We start from the raw sequence: 18,989 nt of genomic DNA, 5'->3' as shown, positions 1-18,989 counted from the left end.
CGCGTCTGTACTGTGTTTATGTAATATTTTTTACAGCATTTTGTTTTCTAAATATCTATAATTAATACAAATTTATCGTTTACTTAAAAGATTAAATAATATTTTATACTTCGTTAATTATGGTCAGGCTAAAGTAATAGAGCAATTGTTTTACTACTTTAGCTTTACTGAGGTTTTCACCACAGAGACACGGTAGAGACGCGAGGAACATCGCGTCTCTACAGTTGAGATAAACCGACGGCTTCGATGGCTGCTTCTAGGGCGATGGAGATGTGTGTCCAGTGTGTGCCGCCTTGGCAATATACTACGTAGGGTTCGCGTAGTGGTCCGTCGGCGGAGAATTCTAGGGTGCTACCTTCGATGAATGTTCCTCCTGCCATGACTACTTGACTCTCGTAACCGGGCATTTGGTCGGGGATGGGGTCGAGGTAGGAACCTATGGGTGAGTTTTGCTGGATGGCTTTACAAAAGGCGATTAGTTTTTTGGCTGAACCTAGTTTAATTGCTTGAATTACGTCGCGACGCGGCGCCATTGGGGCTGGGTTGACAGGATAGCCTAGTTTGTCAAATACGTAACCAGTAAGGTGAGTGCCTTTCATTGCTTCTCCCACCATTTGCGGCGCCAAGAATAATCCTTGAAACAGCAATCTTAGCTGGTCAAAGGTGGCGCCTCCTTCACTGCCAATACCTGGTGCTGTAAGACGACATGCTGCCATTTCTACTAAGTCAGCACGTCCTGCGACGTAACCCCCAGCGGTGACTATGGTACCACCTGGGTTTTTAATTAAAGAGCCTGCCATTAAATCGGCGCCAACGTGCGTTGGTTCTTGTGTTTCGATAAATTCGCCATAGCAGTTATCAACAAAACAAACTGTGTTGGGGTTTTGTTGTTTGACGATAGTAATTATTTTCCCAATTTCTTCAACCGATAAACTTGGGCGCCAAGAATAACCGCAGGAACGCTGGATAAGAACAAGGCGAGTGTTTTGTTTTATACTTTGGCTCAACGCAGACCAATCAATCGTCCCTTTAGAAGTAAGATCCAATTGACGGTAAGTTATGCCAAACTCTATAAGGGAGCCTTGAGAGCTACCCCGTAAACCTATGACTTCTTCTAAAGTGTCATAGGGGGCGCCAGCTACGGCTAGCATTTCATCACCAGGACGAAGCACACCAAATAAGGCGCAAGCAATGGCATGGGTTCCCGAAACAAACTGCACTCGTACAGCAGCTTTTTCAGCACCCATGACTGTAGCAAAGACTTTATCTAAAGTTTCGCGCCCAATATCATCGTGTCCGTATCCTGTGACACCTGCGAAATGGTGCGCCCCAACACTATGATGGCGAAAAGAATTTAGCACTCTAGTCAGATTTTGCTTGACTGTTGCGTCAATTCCAGAAAAAATCTGTAACAGTGCCTGTTCTGCGTCCCGCAGCTGCTCCAAGCTGTTCATTAGTCCCTCATTCACAATAAATTTACTATTTTGTGGATTTCTAGCGCATGGCAGATAAAAGCTATGCTCAATATAGGTACGCTGAACCTGAAGAACAAATTACTTTGTTTTCGCGCTTTTAAATCCCATTTAGGATACTGCATGACAATTGCTACATCAACCAAATCCGGACTTAATTGGGTCCACATTTTATTTTTCTCTAGCTTGCACGTTGGTGCCTTGTTCGCTCTACTTCCGAGTAACTTTAGCTGGCAAGCAGTCGGCGTATGTGTGTTCCTTTATTGGCTAACGGGTTGCCTTGGCATTACCCTTGGATTTCACCGTTTAATTACCCACCGCAGTTTTCAAACGCCCAAGTGGCTTGAATATTTTCTCGCTTTTTGTGGCACCCTTTCGTGTCAAGGCGGACCCATTGATTGGGCTGGTTTACACCGCATCCACCATTTACACTCTGACCAAGAACAAGACCCCCATGACTCTAACAAGGGTTTTTGGTGGAGTCATATCGGCTGGATGTTTTATAGGTCTCCTGCCTTTGCTGATGTACCTCGCTTCACAAAAGATATAGGCGAAGACCCAGTTTACCAGTTTTTGCAAAAAAATATGATTTTGCTTCAGGTAGCTCTGGGCGTAACGTTACTAGCTATTGGTGGGTGGTCATTTGTTGTATGGGGTATTTTTGTTCGCCTTGTACTTGTATGGCACTTCACTTGGTTTGTTAATAGCGCTACTCATAAGTTTGGCTACAAAACATATGATTCTGGCGACCATTCCACCAACTGTTGGTGGGTTGCTTTACTAACTTATGGTGAAGGTTGGCACAATAACCATCATGCTTACCAGTACTCTGCTCGTCACGGTTTGGAATGGTGGGAAATTGATTTTACTTGGATAGTCATTCAAGTTTTACAAATGCTTGGTTTAGCAACAAACATTAAACTGGCGCCGAAAAAGCAGTCAGGTTCCGCAGTATAAAATAATCTGCTTGCAATCTATCCCCCGCTTTATCAACGGGGGTTTAAAATGTCGCGAAAATTGCGATTTTATTGATATAATCCAAATCGCGACCTTAACAAAACTTTACTCAAGACGTTAAAAGTTAGGAGTTAGGAGTTAGGAGTTAGGAGTTAGGAGTTAAAAGTCATTTCTCAGCACTCAGCACTCAGCACTCAGCACTCAGCACTCAGCACTCATAACTCATAACTCTTGATTGTGGGGAGTTTTTCATAATTTAGTATTCATGACAGTATCAATAGTTAAGAGCGAAGAGTCTCGCAAAAGCACTCAGACTATCATCCCTGATAGTTTCGGTCAAGATAGCCTAAAGCTAAAGCATATTATCAAATCCATCCCGCGCGAGTGTTTCCAAAAGGATAGTCGCAAAGCATGGACGGGGGTGATTATAAATGTGCTAATGGTGGCTTTGGGGTATGCAAGTTTGGTAGTTTCTCCTTGGTATCTTTTACCATTTGCATGGATTTTCACAGGCACTGCACTTACTGGCTTTTTTGTAATTGGGCATGATTGTGGACATCGGTCATTTTCAAACCGTCGTTGGGTTAATGATTTAGTAGGGCATATAGCCTTTTTACCGTTAATTTACCCATTTCATGCTTGGCGTGTTGGTCATAATTATCACCACAAACATACTAATAAGCTGGATTTTGATAATGCTTGGCATCCAGTTAGACCAGAGATGTTTGAGGGCAGTAGTCCAACATGGCGCCTAATTCTAAAAACGTTTTTAACAAACAAATTATGGTGGGTTGGTTCTATAGGTCATTGGGCGTTAATACATTTTAACGCCGAGAATTTTCTAGAGAAAGACCGTCCTAAAGTTAAATTATCAATTGCAGTTGTAACAATATTTGCAGCAATAGCTTTTCCAGCGTTGATTTTTACAACTGGAATTTGGGGTTTTGTGAAATTTTGGCTAGTGCCTTGGTTAGTTTATCATTTCTGGATGAGTACTTTTACTTACGTTCACCATACGGCGCCGGATGTACCGTTTGAAAATCGCTCGAAGTGGAACGAAGCAATTGCTCAGTTAGCGGGTACTATACATTGTGATTATCCAGGTTGGGTAGAGTTTTTGTGTCACGACATTAACGTTCACGTACCACACCATATTTCAACAGCAATTCCTTCGTATAATTTGCGGAAGGCCTACCGCAGCATTAAAGAAAATTGGAATACGTATCTCCATGATGAATGTCGTTTCTCATGGTCTTTAATGAAGCGGTTGACTGATGAGTGTCAGCTATACAAAGAAGATAATGGTTATCTAACTTTTAAGCAGTACGAAGCTGGTAAATAGACAATATCTTCTGAGCAAATATACCCTAGTCATTCTTGTGGAATATTGTGGAATATTGTTGAATATTGTGGAATATTGTGGAATGGGCATCCCTGCCCGTTCTATATCCAGGGCGGGCAAGGATGCCCACCCCACAAGAAAAATATAAACTAACAAAAAAATACATGACACAAACACAAGTACAAACACAAGAAAAAACGCAAACAAAAGTAACTTATACTAAAAATATAGGTTTTAGAAAAAGACTTAATCAGCGAGTTGATGAGTATTTTGAATCGAATAATATTTCAAAGCGCGATAATGCTGCAATGTATTTTAAGACAGCAGTGATTTTAGGATGGGTAATTGGTGCTTGGACTTTTACGTTGTTTGGACCGGCAGTAATTTGGGCAAAAATAATTGGGTGTATTGTATTAGGAGCAGGAATTGCTGGTATAGGTTTTAGTGTTGGACATGATGCCAACCACGGTGGTTACTCAAGTAAAAAATCTGTTAATCGCTTTGTTGGTTTGATTTATGATGTAATTGGTCTTTCCAGTTATTTATGGAGATTTCGCCATAATTATCTTCATCATACTTTTACTAATATTTTAGGTCACGACGTAGAAATACATGGAGACGGATTGGTACGAATGACTCCTGTTATGGAGCATAAATCTTACCAAAGGTTTCAGCATTTATTTGTATCATTGATTTATGCAATTATTCCGTTCTACTGGTCTTTAGCTGATGTACACATAATTTTGTTTAAGCGTAAGTATCATGACCATATAGTACCTGTAAATTTTAAAGAAATATTTACTTTACTAGTAGGTAAAGTTGTTTGGTTAGGACTTTTCTTTATAACACCAATGGCTGTAGGATATACTCCGATTCAGGCATTCATTGGATTTAGCATTGCTTACATGACTTATGGTTTGTTGATATGCAATGTATTTATGCTTGCTCACGTGTTGGAACCAGCAGAGTTTGTTGAACCTGACCCACAGTCTAATTCTGTTGATGATGAGTGGGCTATTTCACAAGTTAAGACAACTGTTGATTTTGCACCAAACAATGCTTTATTAAATTGGTATTTAGGTGGTTTGAACTACCAAGTTGTTCATCATTTATTTCCCCAAGTTTGTCACATACATTATCCTAAAATCGCTCCGATTTTAGCGGAAGTTTGCGCTGAGTTTGACGTGCAATATTATGTTTACCCAACTTTTACCGAAGCATTAGCAGCAAATTACGGTTTATTGAAAGCTTTGGGTTCAGGCGCCAATAGTACTCTTGATTTAGTTACTCCATAACTTTGTAGGTTGGGTGGAGCGTATAACGTTCACGTAGTGTCCTGACGGGAAACCCAACCTTGCATTTCTACGTAGATAATGTCAAGATATGTGGCAAATAGCTTGATTGACCAATTAGTGGCTAGTAGATGATGATAGCAACGCAAACAAGAGTAACTTATGCTAAAAATATTGGTTTTAGAAAAAGACTTAACCAAAAAGTTGATGATTATTTTGAATCGAAGCAAATAGCGAAACGTGATAACCTTGCAATGTATTGGAAGACGGTAGTTATTTTAGGATGGGTAATTGGTACTTGGACTTTTATTCTTTTTGGCCCATCAATACTGTGGATTAAATTAATTGCATGTATTGTACTTGGGTTAGGAATTGCAGGTGTTGGTTTTAGTGTTGGTCACGATGCAAATCACGGTGGGTACTCAAATCATAAATCTGTTAATTACTTGATTGGTTTGATTTATGATGTAATTGGTCTTTCAAGCTATTTATGGAAATTTCGGCACAATTTTCTTCATCATACTTATACTAATATTTTAAACCATGATGTAGATATATATGGAGATGGATTAGTGCGGATGACTCCTCACTTGGAAAGGAAATGGTACCACAAATTCCAGCACATATATATTAATTTTATATACATGTTTCTTCCTTTCTATTTGTCTTTTAGCGATGTTCAGATAATTTTATTTAAGCGTAGCTTTCATAATCATGTCGTTCCTGTAAACACTAAGCAAGTACTTATACTTTTGACAGGAAAAGTAGTTTGGTTGTGGCTCTTTATTGGACTCCCTATTTGGTTAGGATATAGTCTTATTGAGACAATTGTTGGGTTTTGTATTACTTACATGACGTATGGTTTAATGATAGGTAACGTGTTTTCGCTAGCTCATGTTTTAGAACCAGCCCAATTTATTGAACCATCACCTCAGTCAAACCAAGTCGATGATGAATGGGCAATAGCGCAAGTGAAAACAACTGTAGATTTTGCACCTAAGAATGCTTTTATAAATTGGTACGTTGGGGGTCTTAATTATCAAGTCATCCATCATTTACTTCCTCATATTTGCCATATTCATTACCCAAAAATAGCTCCTATCTTAGCTGAGGTTTGCGCTGAGTTTGATGTACAATATAATGTTTATCCAACTTTGACGGAAGCATTAGCGGCAAATTATAGTTTACTAAAAACTCTAGGTTCCGGCGCCGACATTAATGTTGATTCGCTTACTTCGTAGGTTGGGTGTAAGCGAAGCCAACCTACTGATTAACTATATATGCAAAAAGAAATGTTTGGACGACTAAATTATTATAGTTCATTAGGCGCCTAAGAAGTGTGTGATACGGTTATGTTTATATACAGGTTTACCAGAAATTTATAATAAGCATATTTTGATGTAAATAATTCAGATAACTTATAGAAAATGGTATTTGTCATTTGACCAATATAATGCTAATAATACTAAAGGCTAATTATATTTATCAAAAGTGTGAACGATTGCAATTTGCAAATTTTTCACGTTTGAATTTTACGAACAGCAAAATCAAGTGACAGATACAATAATTTCTTCCAGCAATCAACAAGGCTTAAAGTCGCCATTAGAAACAACTCTCCCTTTCACTCTTGGAGATTTGAAAGCAGCAATTCCAGCAGAATGCTTTCAACCTAGTGTTGTGAAATCGATGTATTATTTCTTTCGTGACATTGCAGTTATAGGACTACTTTATGCAGTCGCCTACCATTTTGACTCTTGGCTATTTTTCCCAATCTTTTGGGTAATGCAAGGGACAATGTTCTGGGCACTATTTGTTGTCGGACATGACTGCGGACACCAATCTTTTTCTAAGTATAAGTGGTTGAATGACTTAATGGGTCATATTTGCCATACACCAATTTTGGTACCGTATCATGGTTGGCGAATTAGCCATCGCACTCACCACAAAAATACGGGTAGTCTTGAAAATGATGAAAGCTGGTATCCTTCGAGTGAGTCAGAATATAACGAGTCTGGCTTTATTACCAAACTCGGACGACACTATGTATTTTTGCTAGCGTACCCAATTTACTTGTTTATGCGCTCTCCTGGTAAAACAGGTTCGCATTTCCTTCCCAGTAGTTCCTTATTCAAGCCAAGTGAAAAGTGGGATGTTATTACTAGCACTGTTTGTTGGAGTGCTATGGTAGGTTTATTAGGATTCTTAACTTACCAATTTGGCTTCATGTGGTTTGTTAAGTATTATTTGGGACCTTATTTAGTATTTGTAGTTTGGTTAGATTTGGTAACATTTTTACACCACACTGAACCAAATATTCCTTGGTATCGTGGTGATGAGTGGACTTTTTTGAAAGGCGCCATTTCTTCAATTGACCGTGATTATGGTTTTATCAACAACATTCATCACGATATTGGGACTCATGTTGCACACCATATCTTCTTAAATATGCCGCATTACAATTTGAAGAAGGCAACTGCGGCTATTAAACCAATAATGGGTGATTATTTCTTCGAGTCAAACGAACCAATTTGGAAGTCACTTTGGCGTTCTGCGGTTGAGTGTCATTTTGTACCTGATGAAGGTAACAAAGTTTATTATACTTCTCACAAGCTAAAAGCTTCTACACAGAAGTAAATTTGATTGCTTTTGTGGGGTGGGCATCCTTGCCCGCCCTGAAATTTTAAAATATAAAGACACAGGCAGCGATGCCTGTTCCACAAGATATTTACAAAAGATATAATAAATTTTAACTAAAATCTTCCATTGCCTTGAACGATGTGTTTAACTGTTGTTAGACTTTCGAGGTTAATGATTCCGCGTCGGTGTCCTTTTTGGTTTGACATTCCTAAGAATACAGCGTCACTACGGGATGTGTTGCGCGAAAAACGTGGGGATGCGTTGACGTATGTGGAAGCACTATTAACACCAAGTGCAAATTGGCGACTTTCTTGATAAGATTCTGTCACAATGCAGTCGGCATGTCCGCTACTGTATTGATTTATCCAGTTGATGGCTATTTCTAAGCTATCAACGAGTTTAAATGCAACAGTTCTGTTTAAATATGGATTACCCCATTCGTTGTCACTAGCAAGTTGTAGTTGTCCAAAAGCTGCCGTTAGTTCTTCATCACCCTTTATATCAAAACCTTTTTCTTTCAAGCTGTTGAATAGAGTTGTTAGTGATGATGGTAAAGTTTGACGGTGTACTAGTACTTTTTCTATGGCGTTAACTGGGTCTGGTTCGCTAGAGTGACTATCTACAATTATTCCCCTCAGCATTTCTAAGCTACTGTTGAGTGACCAGTATGCATAGCAGTTACCCATTGCTGATTTTAGTACAGGCACCGTTGAATTACGCACGACTTGCTGCACGAAACTTGGACGTCCATAAGGTATTACCAAATTTAAATATTTGTCTTGGGTTATTAAATCACGTAACGAGGCGCCGTGTTCACTGGTTATTAGCTCAATGCTTCCAACTGGTAAACCTTTATCTAAGATGGCATTTTGCAAGACATCGACTATTGCAGCATTGGAATGACTCGATTCGGTACTGCCTTTAAGAATAATACTATTACCTGTTTTAATACACATCGCAGCGGCAATGGCGCCTAATTCTGGAAATGCCTCATAAATAAAAGCGATTACACCCAATGGCATTAAATGCGAATAAGTCTGAGAATCATCAAGCTGATAGTCAGCAGTTCTGACACGTCGCAAAGGGTCAGGTAACTCTCCTAAACGCTGCAAAATATCAACTGCTGCTTCCAAACGTTCTGGAGTTAATTTTAGCCAATCTAAAATTAACTCAGGTACTGCCATTTCTCGACTGGCCTCTAAGTCAAGGGTGTTAGCCTCCAAAATATCATCAAACGCATTATTCAGCGCCCGTGCCATTGCCAGCACAGCGCGACTGCGGTCTATTCCCTTTGTTATACCTAAACGTAAAGAAGCACTATAAGCGCGCATCGCAATACGCATTACTTCAGGTACGTCATCAAAAGCATCAACACTCATCTGGGTTTACGGTCTATGGGTCAACCACAACATTAGTGCAGGTAAAAGCGCTAATAGTACCGCTAGCATTGCCCAGGCAACCCAACTTGATGTGTTTGCCAAACGTAATGCCAATGGTAGCCATATAACCACTAGCACAAAAATAATGCCTAGCGCTACAGGTAAGTAACTTTCTCCCATTTTAGGATGAACAACGCTCCAAGCGTTACCCGACCAACGCCAAGCCTTTTTATAAGGATACGTGGTTGAAAGTTCTTCTAAAACATAACCGCTATCTTCGACGACGAAAATCCGCTGACAACGGTTGCAGCCAAAAGCTTCTGTCAGCGTAATCGCAGTTAACTCTCCCCGACGACGACAAGGACACGGGTACTCGTTATTAAAATCTATTTTCTCTGGTTTTTTGGATTGCACAAGCGAATTTGATAACTTGAGCGTGTTTATATATATAGCTACCACAGTAAAATATTCCAGTTAGCCTAAAATATCACACTGCGAAACTTTTTCTTATGATATTAGCCCTTATTAAGTGTAATGCATCTTACTGAGATTAACTAATTCATTAAAAAAACCCAGAAACCTGGTTTCTACGTAATAATTGCTTTTGATTCGAGATTTTGATTCAGAAACCAGGTTTCTCAAACCTTAAAAAAACCCAGAAACCTGGTTTCTAGGTTTCTCAAACCTTAAAAAAACCCAGAAACCTGGTTTCTACGTAATAATTGCTTTTGATTCCAGATTTTGATTCAGAAACCAGGTTTCTAAAACCTTAAAAAAACCCAGAAACCTGGTTTCTACGTAATAATTGCTTTTGATTCCAGATTTTGATTCAGAAACCAGGTTTCTCAAGATTTCAACTTGTAGGTAATTGCTTGTCCGAGTTGAACCCTTTCAAAATCGTTGTCTAGGTTCAAAGTGGTTTCACCTCCACCAAGGAACAAATATCCTTCTGGATGAAGTACTTGTTTTATTTTATACAACATATCTTTTTTGGTATTGATGTCGAAATAAATTAAAACGTTACGAATGAATAAAATATCCACTTGCTGGAAGGGTAAGGTAGACCAAGGTTTAATTAAATTTATTTGATGAAAATTAATCATGTTAGAAAGTTCGCGGTCAATCTGCCATTCGTTACCGCAAGAGTGAAAGTACTTTTTTCGTAAGTTAGCAGGTAATCCTCGTCTAACTTCCAACGGACTGTAGATACCATTACGTGCCCGTGTTAGTGCTTTATTAGAAAAATCGCTAGCAACAATTTGTAGGTTTGCTTCATTTAACATGGGAAAATGCTCGCGAATCAGCATGGCAATACTGTAGACCTCTTGCCCCGTCGAACATGCTGCACTCCAAATCTTGATTTTATCTGATTGACAAGACTGGCGCCTTTGAATTATCTCCGGCAAAATATAATCTTTAAGAGCTTCAAAGGGATAAATATCTCGAAAAAAAGTTGTTTCGTAATTGACTAGGTGTTCGATTGCTGCTATATGAAGGTCTCCAAATTTTGAAACCTTAAGGTGTTCAATAAAATTTGCTATTGTATCAAAGCCAATCTGCCGAACGTAGTTTGACAAATGTAACTCAACTAAATATTCTTTACCCGCATCAAGAGCAACAGCAGAGTGTTCGCGAACTAAATGACGTAGGTAGTCAAAATCTAGGTTGCTCAAGCTCATTGTCTGATGACCATAGACTTTAAACATATATTCACGATAAATTTGATACAAGTTTACAAAAGTTTATAATAATCTTTTGTTAATTATCAGCTACTAAACGTAAAATAGCACCAGCCATTTGGTTGATAGGCAAAATAGATTCTGCTAATCCGGCATTTGCGACAAATCCTGGCATCCCCCAAACGACACTAGAAGCTTGGTCTTGGACGAAAATATGACCTCCACAAGCGTGAATATGTTCAGCACCTTGTAATCCGTCTTTTCCCATACCCGTCAATACAACACCTAAAGATTTGTTTCCGTAAACTTTTGCAACCGAACGGAATAGAACGTCAACAGCAGGACGACAAGAATTTTCTGGTGGTGCTTGGTTGGTTACGAGTTTTACAGTATTGTTATCGCGCTCAACAAGCAAATGATAATCACCGGGTGCAATCCAAACATGTCCTGGTTTTACAGTTGTGCCACAAATAGCTTCAGCTACAGGAATTTGACATTTTGACGCCAAACGTTCTGCCATCAGCTTAGTAAACATTGGTGGCATGTGTTGAACTATCAAAATTGCGGCAGGAAAATCAGCAGGCAGTTTGGGTAAAATTTCTGCTAAAGCATTGGGTCCCCCTGTAGAAACACCAATTGCGACGATATCAATAGATGTAGAGACGCGATTTATCGCGTCTTGGTTTATCGCGTCTTGGTTAGTCACATTTTTATATGACACTGTAGATGCTGGAGACGCGATGAATCGCGTCTCTACAGCACTTAATGCTTTTATTTTGGGTACTAGTTCTGTAAGTATGTGTTGGTTTGCTGCTTCTATGCTTGTGAGGTTACTTGGTTTGGTAGCATAGTCGTTTGCTCCTAACATTAAAGCGTCTAATGTGGTTGCGGCGCCTAATACAGTTAAGGCGCTAAACATAATTACAGGTAGTTTTGGATACTGTCGTCGAATTTCAACGAGTGTTTCTAAACCATCCATTTCGGGCATTTCCACATCCAAGATAATGATATCTGGATTGACTTGAGGGATTTTTAAAAGGGCAATTTTACCACTTGCGGCTACAGAGACAGCTTCGATTTCTGGTACAGTGGATAATATTTTGGAAACCCGATTCCGAACGATGACGGCATCATCTACGACAAGCACATGGAGTTTCATTAGTATTTAAATTTACTAATTATTTTCTGTAAATCTACTGCCATGCGCGATAGTTCGTTGGCAGCTTGGGATGTATTCGCGGCGCCTGTAGTGGTGTTTTGAGCGTTTATGGCTACGACAGAAATATTTTTGGCAATGTCGGTGGCGCCTTTAGCAGATTCTGTGACGTTACGGGCAATTTCGTTAGTAGTGGCTGTTTGCTCTTCGACAGCACTGGCTATAGTATTTTGAATATCATTAATTTGATTGATAACGGTACTAATTTCAGCGATTGCGTCAACAGCACTTTTTGTATCGGTTTGAATCATTTCGATACGCTGGCTAATATCGTCAGTTGCTTTGGCAGTTGCGCGTGCTAATTCTTTAACTTCACCCGCAACAACGGCAAACCCTCGACCAGCATCTCCCGCGCGTGCAGCTTCGATGGTGGCATTCAGAGCTAATAAATTTGTTTGCTGGGCTATTGAGGTAATTACTTTAATGACTTTGCCTATTTCTACACTACTATTACCAAGTTTGGTAATTGTGGTATTAGTATCATCAGCAGTTTTTACGGCGATTGTGGCTACTTGGGCGCCTTCAGCAGCATTTTTGGCAATTTCTCTAATTGAAGCGTTCATTTCTTCGACTGCGGTAGCTACTATAATTGCATTTTGACTAACTTGGTCGGCAGAAGCTGAAGCACTCGTTGCTTGCTCGGCAGTTTGAGTTGCGTTTTTCGTCATTTCTTGACTAACAACACTAAATTCTTCAGAAGATGAAGCTACAGTAGTTGCAACTTCAGTAATTTCTTGAATTGAAGTACGCAGGTTGGTTATCATCGCATTAATGTTGCTTGTCAGTGCTTGAAATTCACCCACATTTTCAATGTCAATTGTTTGAGATAAATCGCCTTGCGATACTATAAGCATTACTTGAGCAATACTACGGAATTGGGCGGTCAATTTGGAAGACATGTAATTTATACTGTCGATTATTTCTTTCCAACATCCAGTGGTATTACTGATTATGATTTGCGAGTCTAACTTTCCTTCTGTACCGACTTCGTGCATCATTTTGATGGTTTCGGATGCAAAATTTTCGTTAAAAGCGGCTAATTCGTTGAAAGCTTGATGTACTTCGCTTAGTTCGTTTTCTTCAACTGGTAAACGATAAGCAAAATTTCCTTGTTTCAATGCGGTTAATGCTGTTAAAATTGGCTGTAATTGACTCATAGTTTTCTTTAATTTTCATTCAATATTTTGGGCTAAAAGTTTATCGACGTTTAGAATTAATAAAAATTTGTCTTGTAATTTGTAGGCGCCTTGCAGTAAAGAGCGAATTTTAACTTTTAAAGTTGCAGGAGGTGGTTCAAATTGATTTTCTGCGACTTCAACTACGTCTCCTATGTCATCTACTATCAAGCTGATGAGTTCGGATTTATTATTCAAAATAATCTTGTAATTATTTTCAGGATTTTTTATGTTTTGATTCATTTGTAATCGAGATTTTATATCGATGATAGTGACTATTTTACCACGTAAGTTGATTAAACCTAAAATATCGGGTGGCGCCAGTGGTACAGGGGTTATTTGTGTAAATCTAATTACTTCTTGCACTTGTAAAACGTCGATACCAAAATATATTTTATCGAGAAAAAAAGTACAAAATTGTTGATTCATATTATTTGATTAAATAAGGGTTAGCAAGAGCAATAACTTTTTCGATATCGAGAATTTCGGTAATTTCATTTTGAATAGTAGCAAGCATTTTCACACCAGGACGGGTAGAGGCGCCTTGAATTTTTAACGGTTCTTCGACAATATCAATGATAGAATTGACTATTAAGCCGTAGTTATGATAATTGAAAGTGATAACCACAACTTGAATTATAGAATCTGGTAATATTTTTGAGGCGCCTAAAAAGACTTCGTTTAAATCAATTAAAGATATAATTTCATTGTTATATTGTATGACCTTTTGGTTGCCAACAATTTTAATGTCTTTGCCGTCGAATTCTTCCAGACGGTTGGCAAGCGTGAGAAAAATACCCATACGCGCGTTTTCAACCCCTTCAAACAAGAGTACCGAAACGCGCTCTTCATTATCATCTATAAGTGTGGTATTGAAACGTTTTTGAGCTTGAGGTGTGACACCCGCTTGTATCGCCAGTGCAATTGTATCTATGATTAAAGCAATTTTACCATCGCCAAGAATAGTGGCGCCTGTGAATATAGAAACATCTTTGAGTTGTTTTCCTAAAGGTTTAACTACAATATCCTCAGTGTCTTCGATTGAGTCTACAACTAAACCAAAGTGATATTCATCAATATTGATAACTACTATATATATAGTTTCTATTTCGATATTTTCTAGTACAGACAATGGTACATTTTTATTAAATCCGAGAACTTTGTTCAGGTAGACCAAAGGTAAGATATTTTCACGCAAACGCAATACAGGAATATCATATAGTATATCAAGACGTTCGCTTATTGCATCACCCTCTAGCCTGACGAGTTCTTGAACATTAGTTTGGGGAATAGTAAAATATTGTTGATTGGCAGTAATTATTAATGCACCAATAATTGCTAGAGTTAAAGGAATCCTGATTTTAAATACTGTACCTTGTCCTGGCTGACTATAAACTTGTATTGAACCGTTTACTCGCTCTATATTCGTCTTGACTACATCCATTCCAACTCCTCTACCAGAAAGGTTGGTAACTTGAGGTGATGTAGATAAACCGGGTAGAAAAATTAAATTTATAATTTCAGCTTCGCTCTTAGTTTGCGCTTGTGAAGAATTAATTAAACCTAGCTCTAATGCTTTTGCCAATACAAGCTCTGGTTCAATACCTTTACCATCATCGCCAACTTCAATATTGACTGTACCACCTTCGTGAAACGCTAGCACATACAACTTTCCTTCGATTGGTTTGCCAAGCGATGTGCGTACGGATGGTGTTTCAATTCCGTGGTCAATACAGTTACGAACTATATGCATGATTGGGTCTTTGATGAACTCGATTATACTGCGGTCGAGTTCGGTTTCGGCGCCAATAATATTGAGATGTACCCTTTTGTGTGAAGCAACTTCAATATCGCGAACAGCACGCGGTAGTTTTTGCAATATTATATTTATTGGTTGCAACCGAGTTTTCATAACTACAAATTGCAACTCTGATGAAATTACATTTAAGTTTTGGCTGATTTTGGTAAAAGCAATATCATCTATATGATTTGCGAATTGCAACACTTGGTTACGTGATAGTATTAACTCACCCACTAAATTCATGATTTTATCGAGTACATCTACATCAACTCGAATAGTTTCCGAGGTGCTAGGAGTGGGAGCAACTTGAGAAGTTGGGTGAGTTTCGAGAACGGGAGTAGCTTCGATAGAAGTAGTAGACTGTAGTAGATTTATTTCTTGAATCAAGTTTGAATAATCTTCGCTACCTTCGTTATTATTAGCTTCGATGGAAGTGAGGATTTTACGAATACTGTCAATTGTTTGAAGTAGAACAGTGGCAATTTCGGTATTTATGGTTAAATTACCTGTACGCAGTTGGTTGAGTAAACTTTCACCAGCATGAGCAAGTCTTTCTAACTTAGCAAATGCCAGAAAACCGCAATTACCCTTCAATGTATGTAAACATCGGTAAATCCGAGACAATGCATCCACTGATACCAACGCTTTTTCTAAATCTACAATATCATTTTCTATTTGATTAATATTTTCATAGCTTTCTGCCAAAAAGGCTTTAATGTCATCGCTGTCGATATACTCCATGCAATTTGATATCTAGTCTAGGTAATGAAATATTCTACGATGAAAATGGTAAAACTAGTATGCTTTCAAATTCTATCTTCAAGCAGATATAAATTATGTCTTTAGGTAGAAGTTTATTTTTGTAAATTATTAATTAGAGATTTTTATGAAAAAATGTATCAAAACTACTTGACAATTAGCAAACTATTGAATAAATGATAAAATAGAATTTATTGTTAAGCACGTGTAAAATATTTATTTGAACGATGACATCAATCCTGATTGTTGACGATGCAGCCTTTGCTCGTAGGATGCTTCGTAAAATCCTGCAAGCCGATGGCTATGAAATACTCGAAGCTAGTAACGGTCGGGAAGGTTTAGAGATGGTACGCGCGCATACTCCAGATTGTGTGTTGACTGATATACTGATGCCAGACGTTGATGGATTTGGATTTCTTGAGATGTTGCGGGCAGAAAAGTTTGAGGTTCCGACTATTATTATTTCTGCTGACATTCAAGATGCTTCGCGTGACCGTGGTATGGAATTAGGCGCCACAGGGTTTATAAATAAGCCAGTAAAACAAAATGAAGTGCTGATGGCTGTACGTGAAGCTTGTAAGCATCAAGGACTTTAATTATGGTATATCAGCTAACAGATGCTCACTTAGATGCCTTACAAGAGTTAATAAATATTGGTGTCGGTCGAGCTGCTGGTATGCTCAACCAAATGTTAGAATCTCGGATTGTTTTAGAAATTCCGGTTGTTAGCATATTAACTTTGAGTCAGATACAAACAGAACTAGAAAAAAGATTTGATGGAGATTCGTTAGCGGCGGTAAAATTAAATTTTACAGGCTCGTTTTCGGGAAAAGCAAACTTAGTTTTTCCAACAGACAGTGCAGCAACATTAGTCAGCTTACTTACAGGAGAAGAAGTAGGTAGTCCCGATTTAGACTCCGTAAAAATTGGTACACTTAGCGAAGTAGGCAATATTGTAATTAATGGAATTATGGGGTCGATTAGTAACGTATTAAATCAACACCTCAACTATGCGATACCCATTTACATGGAAGATTGCATAAAGCATGTATTGTCTTTGGAATATGCAAGTGAAGAAACAATTTTTTTGCTGGCACAAGCGCGCTTTGCAATTAAAACGTTAGAAATTATAGGAGATATCGTTCTAATTTTTGAAATGGATTCATTTGGTACGCTAATTAGGGTGATTGACCAACAGTTAGAATTTCAACCTTCTTAGTTAAAAATATGTCTAGAATAAGATTAAATATAAATATAGTAAAGTTATTATATAAATTAGGGCGTATATCTGAATAATGCTAGAAATAATCGCTCAATGGCAGGAGAAATTTAGTCATTTTGACCTTATTCCGTTGGGTTTGTGTATTTTAAAATCTGACTACACAGTAATTTATTGGAATAACTGTTTAGAAGAATGGACAAAAATTCCGCGTAAGTCGATTTTAGGTACTTCGCTAACTCAGAGATTTCCGCATTTAAGTCAACTACAGTATGCAAGTCGGTTTGAAGATATATTTAAAGGTGGACCACCAGCAATTTTTTCTTCACAACTACATAATTATATAATTCCGGCGCCGAGTAGCCAAGGAAAAAACCGCATTCAACATACAACTGTAACGTCGCTACCTGGTATAGAAGAAGATAGTTATTATGCGTTGATGTCAATACAAGACGTAACAGATTTAACATATCGTGTGCAAAAATATAGAACAATGCGTGACCGTGCGTTAGCGGAAGCAGTAGAACGAAAATTAGCGCAAGAATCAGCAGAAGCGGCAAATCGAGTCAAAGATGAGTTTTTAGCTATTTTATCGCACGAGTTGCGTACACCGCTAAATCCAATATTGGGATGGTCAAAATTGCTAAAAACTCGGACTTTAGATGAAAAGAGTAAAAGTTTAGCAATTGAAACAATTGAACGCAATGCCAAATTACAGGTGCAACTAATTGATGATTTACTTGATGTATCACGAATACTACGAGGTAAGCTGGAATTAGAATTAGAAACTGTAGACTTGGCTTATATTATTCAAGCAGCATTAGAAACAGTTAGGTTAGCAGCAGAAGCAAAATCGATTCAGCTAAATATCGAAATTAATTATGACATCGGTAAAATATTGGGTGATGCCAACCGTTTACAGCAAATCGTGATTAATTTACTTACTAACGCCGTTAAGTTTACACCTACAGGTGGAGAAGTTACAATCAGCCTTGAACAAATTGATACGCAGGTTCAATTAAAGATTAGTGATACTGGAAAAGGTATTACACGGGAGTTTTTACCATACATATTTGAGTCTTTTCGTCAAGCTGATAGCAGTACTACTAGAAAATTTGGTGGGTTGGGGTTAGGTTTAGCAATTTCGCGTCATTTAGTTGAGTTGCACGGTGGCACAATTATGGCAGAAAGTTTAGGTGAAGGACTTGGGGCAACTTTCACTTGTTGTTTTCCTGTTGTAGCAGTTATGGCGCCACAAGTAAAACAAGAGTTAGAAGAAGATTTTACGTCGTTAGCTGAAGTAAACGTGTTAGTAGTTGATGATGAAGTTGATAATTTAGAACTGATAACATTTGTATTAGAACAATATGGCGCCAGGGTAACAGCTTTTAACTCTGGTACTGATGCACTTGAAGCAATTAGATTGAATCAGCCAGATGTAATAATAAGCGATATTGGAATGCCAACAATGGATGGTTATGAACTAATGCGTCAAATTCGCGCATTGCCACAGTATCAAAATATATCAATTCCAGCGATTGCGCTTACAGCTTATGGTACGGACATAGATAATGAGAAAATTCGGAATATTGGTTATAAATATCACATTGTAAAGCCTGTTGCTTTTGATGAATTAGTGCGTGCAGTTGTTGAATTAGTGCGCGTTGTAGTATAGGGGTGGGCGCCTGTCTGCCATCATATGCGAAAAACAGGACCATCAGGATATTTAGGATTTGGAATCAAACGATGATTTTCAACATCAACAACAAAACCTAAAGTTTTTAAGGCAATTCGACCAATTAATATTTCGTCTCCTCCAACTAATGGTTCTCCCGAAGTTTCTCTTCCTTGAATTTCAATAAGTACTGGTTCAGCTATTTCAAGAGTTAGTTGTTTACCATCTGCGTGCTTTGGTAATCGCTCACTACGAATTTCTAAACCCAATTTTTGTGCTACGTGCATTGGAATTACAGAGCGTACCGAGCTAGTATCGACTAGTGCTGTCGTTTCGTATACATGTAAGTCAGTTGGATTAAGGTATCCTCGACGTGATATCTAATC

The 18,989-nt window shown here is 38.3% G+C and carries 17 protein-coding genes; 8 read left to right on the top strand and 9 right to left on the bottom strand.

Annotated elements, in window-relative coordinates; all coding sequences use genetic code 11:
- Window positions 1-218: 218 nt before the first annotated feature.
- Window positions 219-1,454, bottom strand: coding sequence for a methionine gamma-lyase family protein (locus DSM106972_RS36110; RefSeq protein ID WP_127085207.1), 1,236 nt, complete (start codon window positions 1,452-1,454; stop codon window positions 219-221).
- A 141-nt stretch (window positions 1,455-1,595) separates the two neighbouring features.
- Here DSM106972_RS36110 and DSM106972_RS36105 point away from each other — a divergent pair, with 141 nt between their 5' ends.
- The 5 genes from DSM106972_RS36105 to DSM106972_RS36085 all read left to right on the top strand — a co-directional run bounded on the left by DSM106972_RS36105 (window position 1,596) and on the right by DSM106972_RS36085 (window position 7,697).
- Window positions 1,596-2,429, top strand: a complete 834-nt coding sequence (locus tag DSM106972_RS36105) for an acyl-CoA desaturase (protein WP_127085206.1) — start codon at window positions 1,596-1,598, stop codon at window positions 2,427-2,429.
- Window positions 2,430-2,694: 265 nt separating this feature from the next.
- Window positions 2,695-3,771 carry a fatty acid desaturase gene (locus DSM106972_RS36100; protein WP_127085205.1) on the top strand — a complete coding sequence of 359 codons (1,077 nt, stop codon included), beginning with the start codon at window positions 2,695-2,697 and terminating at the stop codon, window positions 3,769-3,771.
- A 164-nt stretch (window positions 3,772-3,935) separates the two neighbouring features.
- On the top strand, window positions 3,936-5,066 hold the full coding sequence (locus tag DSM106972_RS36095) for a fatty acid desaturase family protein (RefSeq protein WP_127085204.1): 1,131 nt from the start codon (window positions 3,936-3,938) through the stop codon (window positions 5,064-5,066).
- 128 nt (window positions 5,067-5,194) lie between these two features.
- A complete protein-coding gene (locus DSM106972_RS36090) occupies window positions 5,195-6,304 on the top strand; it encodes a fatty acid desaturase family protein (protein ID WP_233787692.1) in 1,110 nt (369 codons plus the stop codon).
- A 310-nt stretch (window positions 6,305-6,614) separates the two neighbouring features.
- Window positions 6,615-7,697, top strand: coding sequence for a fatty acid desaturase (locus DSM106972_RS36085; protein ID WP_127085203.1), 1,083 nt, complete (start codon window positions 6,615-6,617; stop codon window positions 7,695-7,697).
- 116 nt (window positions 7,698-7,813) lie between these two features.
- Here DSM106972_RS36085 and DSM106972_RS36080 read toward each other — a convergent pair whose 3' ends face one another.
- From DSM106972_RS36080 to DSM106972_RS36050, 7 genes are all read right to left on the bottom strand, one after another.
- Window positions 7,814-9,079: a glutamate-5-semialdehyde dehydrogenase gene (locus DSM106972_RS36080; protein ID WP_127085202.1), complete on the bottom strand. Its 1,266-nt coding sequence runs from the start codon at window positions 9,077-9,079 to the stop codon at window positions 7,814-7,816.
- Window positions 9,080-9,085: 6 nt separating this feature from the next.
- Window positions 9,086-9,493 (bottom strand): hypothetical protein, encoded by a 408-nt coding sequence (locus tag DSM106972_RS36075; RefSeq protein ID WP_127085201.1) that lies wholly within the window; start codon window positions 9,491-9,493, stop codon window positions 9,086-9,088.
- A gap of 431 nt (window positions 9,494-9,924) precedes the next feature.
- Complete coding sequence (locus tag DSM106972_RS36070; RefSeq protein WP_127085200.1) at window positions 9,925-10,785, bottom strand: CheR family methyltransferase; 861 nt, start codon at window positions 10,783-10,785, stop codon at window positions 9,925-9,927.
- A gap of 52 nt (window positions 10,786-10,837) precedes the next feature.
- Window positions 10,838-11,917 carry a protein-glutamate methylesterase/protein-glutamine glutaminase gene (gene cheB, locus DSM106972_RS36065; RefSeq protein ID WP_127085199.1) on the bottom strand — a complete coding sequence of 360 codons (1,080 nt, stop codon included), beginning with the start codon at window positions 11,915-11,917 and terminating at the stop codon, window positions 10,838-10,840.
- Window positions 11,917-13,131, bottom strand: a complete 1,215-nt coding sequence (locus tag DSM106972_RS36060) for a methyl-accepting chemotaxis protein (protein WP_127085198.1) — start codon at window positions 13,129-13,131, stop codon at window positions 11,917-11,919. The genes cheB and DSM106972_RS36060 overlap by 1 nt, the downstream gene beginning before the upstream one ends.
- Window positions 13,132-13,146: 15 nt before the next feature.
- Window positions 13,147-13,578: a chemotaxis protein CheW gene (locus DSM106972_RS36055; protein WP_127085197.1), complete on the bottom strand. Its 432-nt coding sequence runs from the start codon at window positions 13,576-13,578 to the stop codon at window positions 13,147-13,149.
- A 1-nt stretch (window position 13,579) separates the two neighbouring features.
- A complete protein-coding gene (locus DSM106972_RS36050; protein WP_127085196.1) occupies window positions 13,580-15,691 on the bottom strand; it encodes a chemotaxis protein CheA in 2,112 nt (703 codons plus the stop codon).
- Between the two features lie 245 nt (window positions 15,692-15,936).
- On the opposite strand from DSM106972_RS36050, the gene DSM106972_RS36045 reads away from it, so the two are divergent.
- From DSM106972_RS36045 to DSM106972_RS36035, 3 genes are all read left to right on the top strand, one after another.
- On the top strand, window positions 15,937-16,305 hold the full coding sequence (locus DSM106972_RS36045; RefSeq protein WP_127085195.1) for a response regulator transcription factor: 369 nt from the start codon (window positions 15,937-15,939) through the stop codon (window positions 16,303-16,305).
- Window positions 16,306-16,307: 2 nt separating this feature from the next.
- Entirely contained in the window at window positions 16,308-16,928 is a 621-nt protein-coding gene (locus DSM106972_RS36040; protein WP_127085194.1) for a chemotaxis protein CheC, read from the top strand.
- Between the two features lie 76 nt (window positions 16,929-17,004).
- Window positions 17,005-18,603, top strand: a complete 1,599-nt coding sequence (locus tag DSM106972_RS36035; RefSeq protein WP_127085193.1) for an ATP-binding response regulator — start codon at window positions 17,005-17,007, stop codon at window positions 18,601-18,603.
- A 20-nt stretch (window positions 18,604-18,623) separates the two neighbouring features.
- On the opposite strand, the gene DSM106972_RS36030 is transcribed toward DSM106972_RS36035, so the two are convergent.
- Entirely contained in the window at window positions 18,624-18,890 is a 267-nt protein-coding gene (locus DSM106972_RS36030; RefSeq protein ID WP_127085192.1) for a pepsin/retropepsin-like aspartic protease family protein, read from the bottom strand.
- Between the last annotated feature and the right edge of the window lie 99 nt (window positions 18,891-18,989).

The sequence above is a fragment of the Dulcicalothrix desertica PCC 7102 genome, assembly GCF_003991905.1.
Taxonomy (GTDB): Bacteria; Cyanobacteriota; Cyanobacteriia; order Cyanobacteriales; family Nostocaceae; genus Dulcicalothrix; species Dulcicalothrix desertica.
Note: the sequence above shows the minus strand (reverse complement) of the source record. Positions and strands in the feature narration are given on the sequence as shown.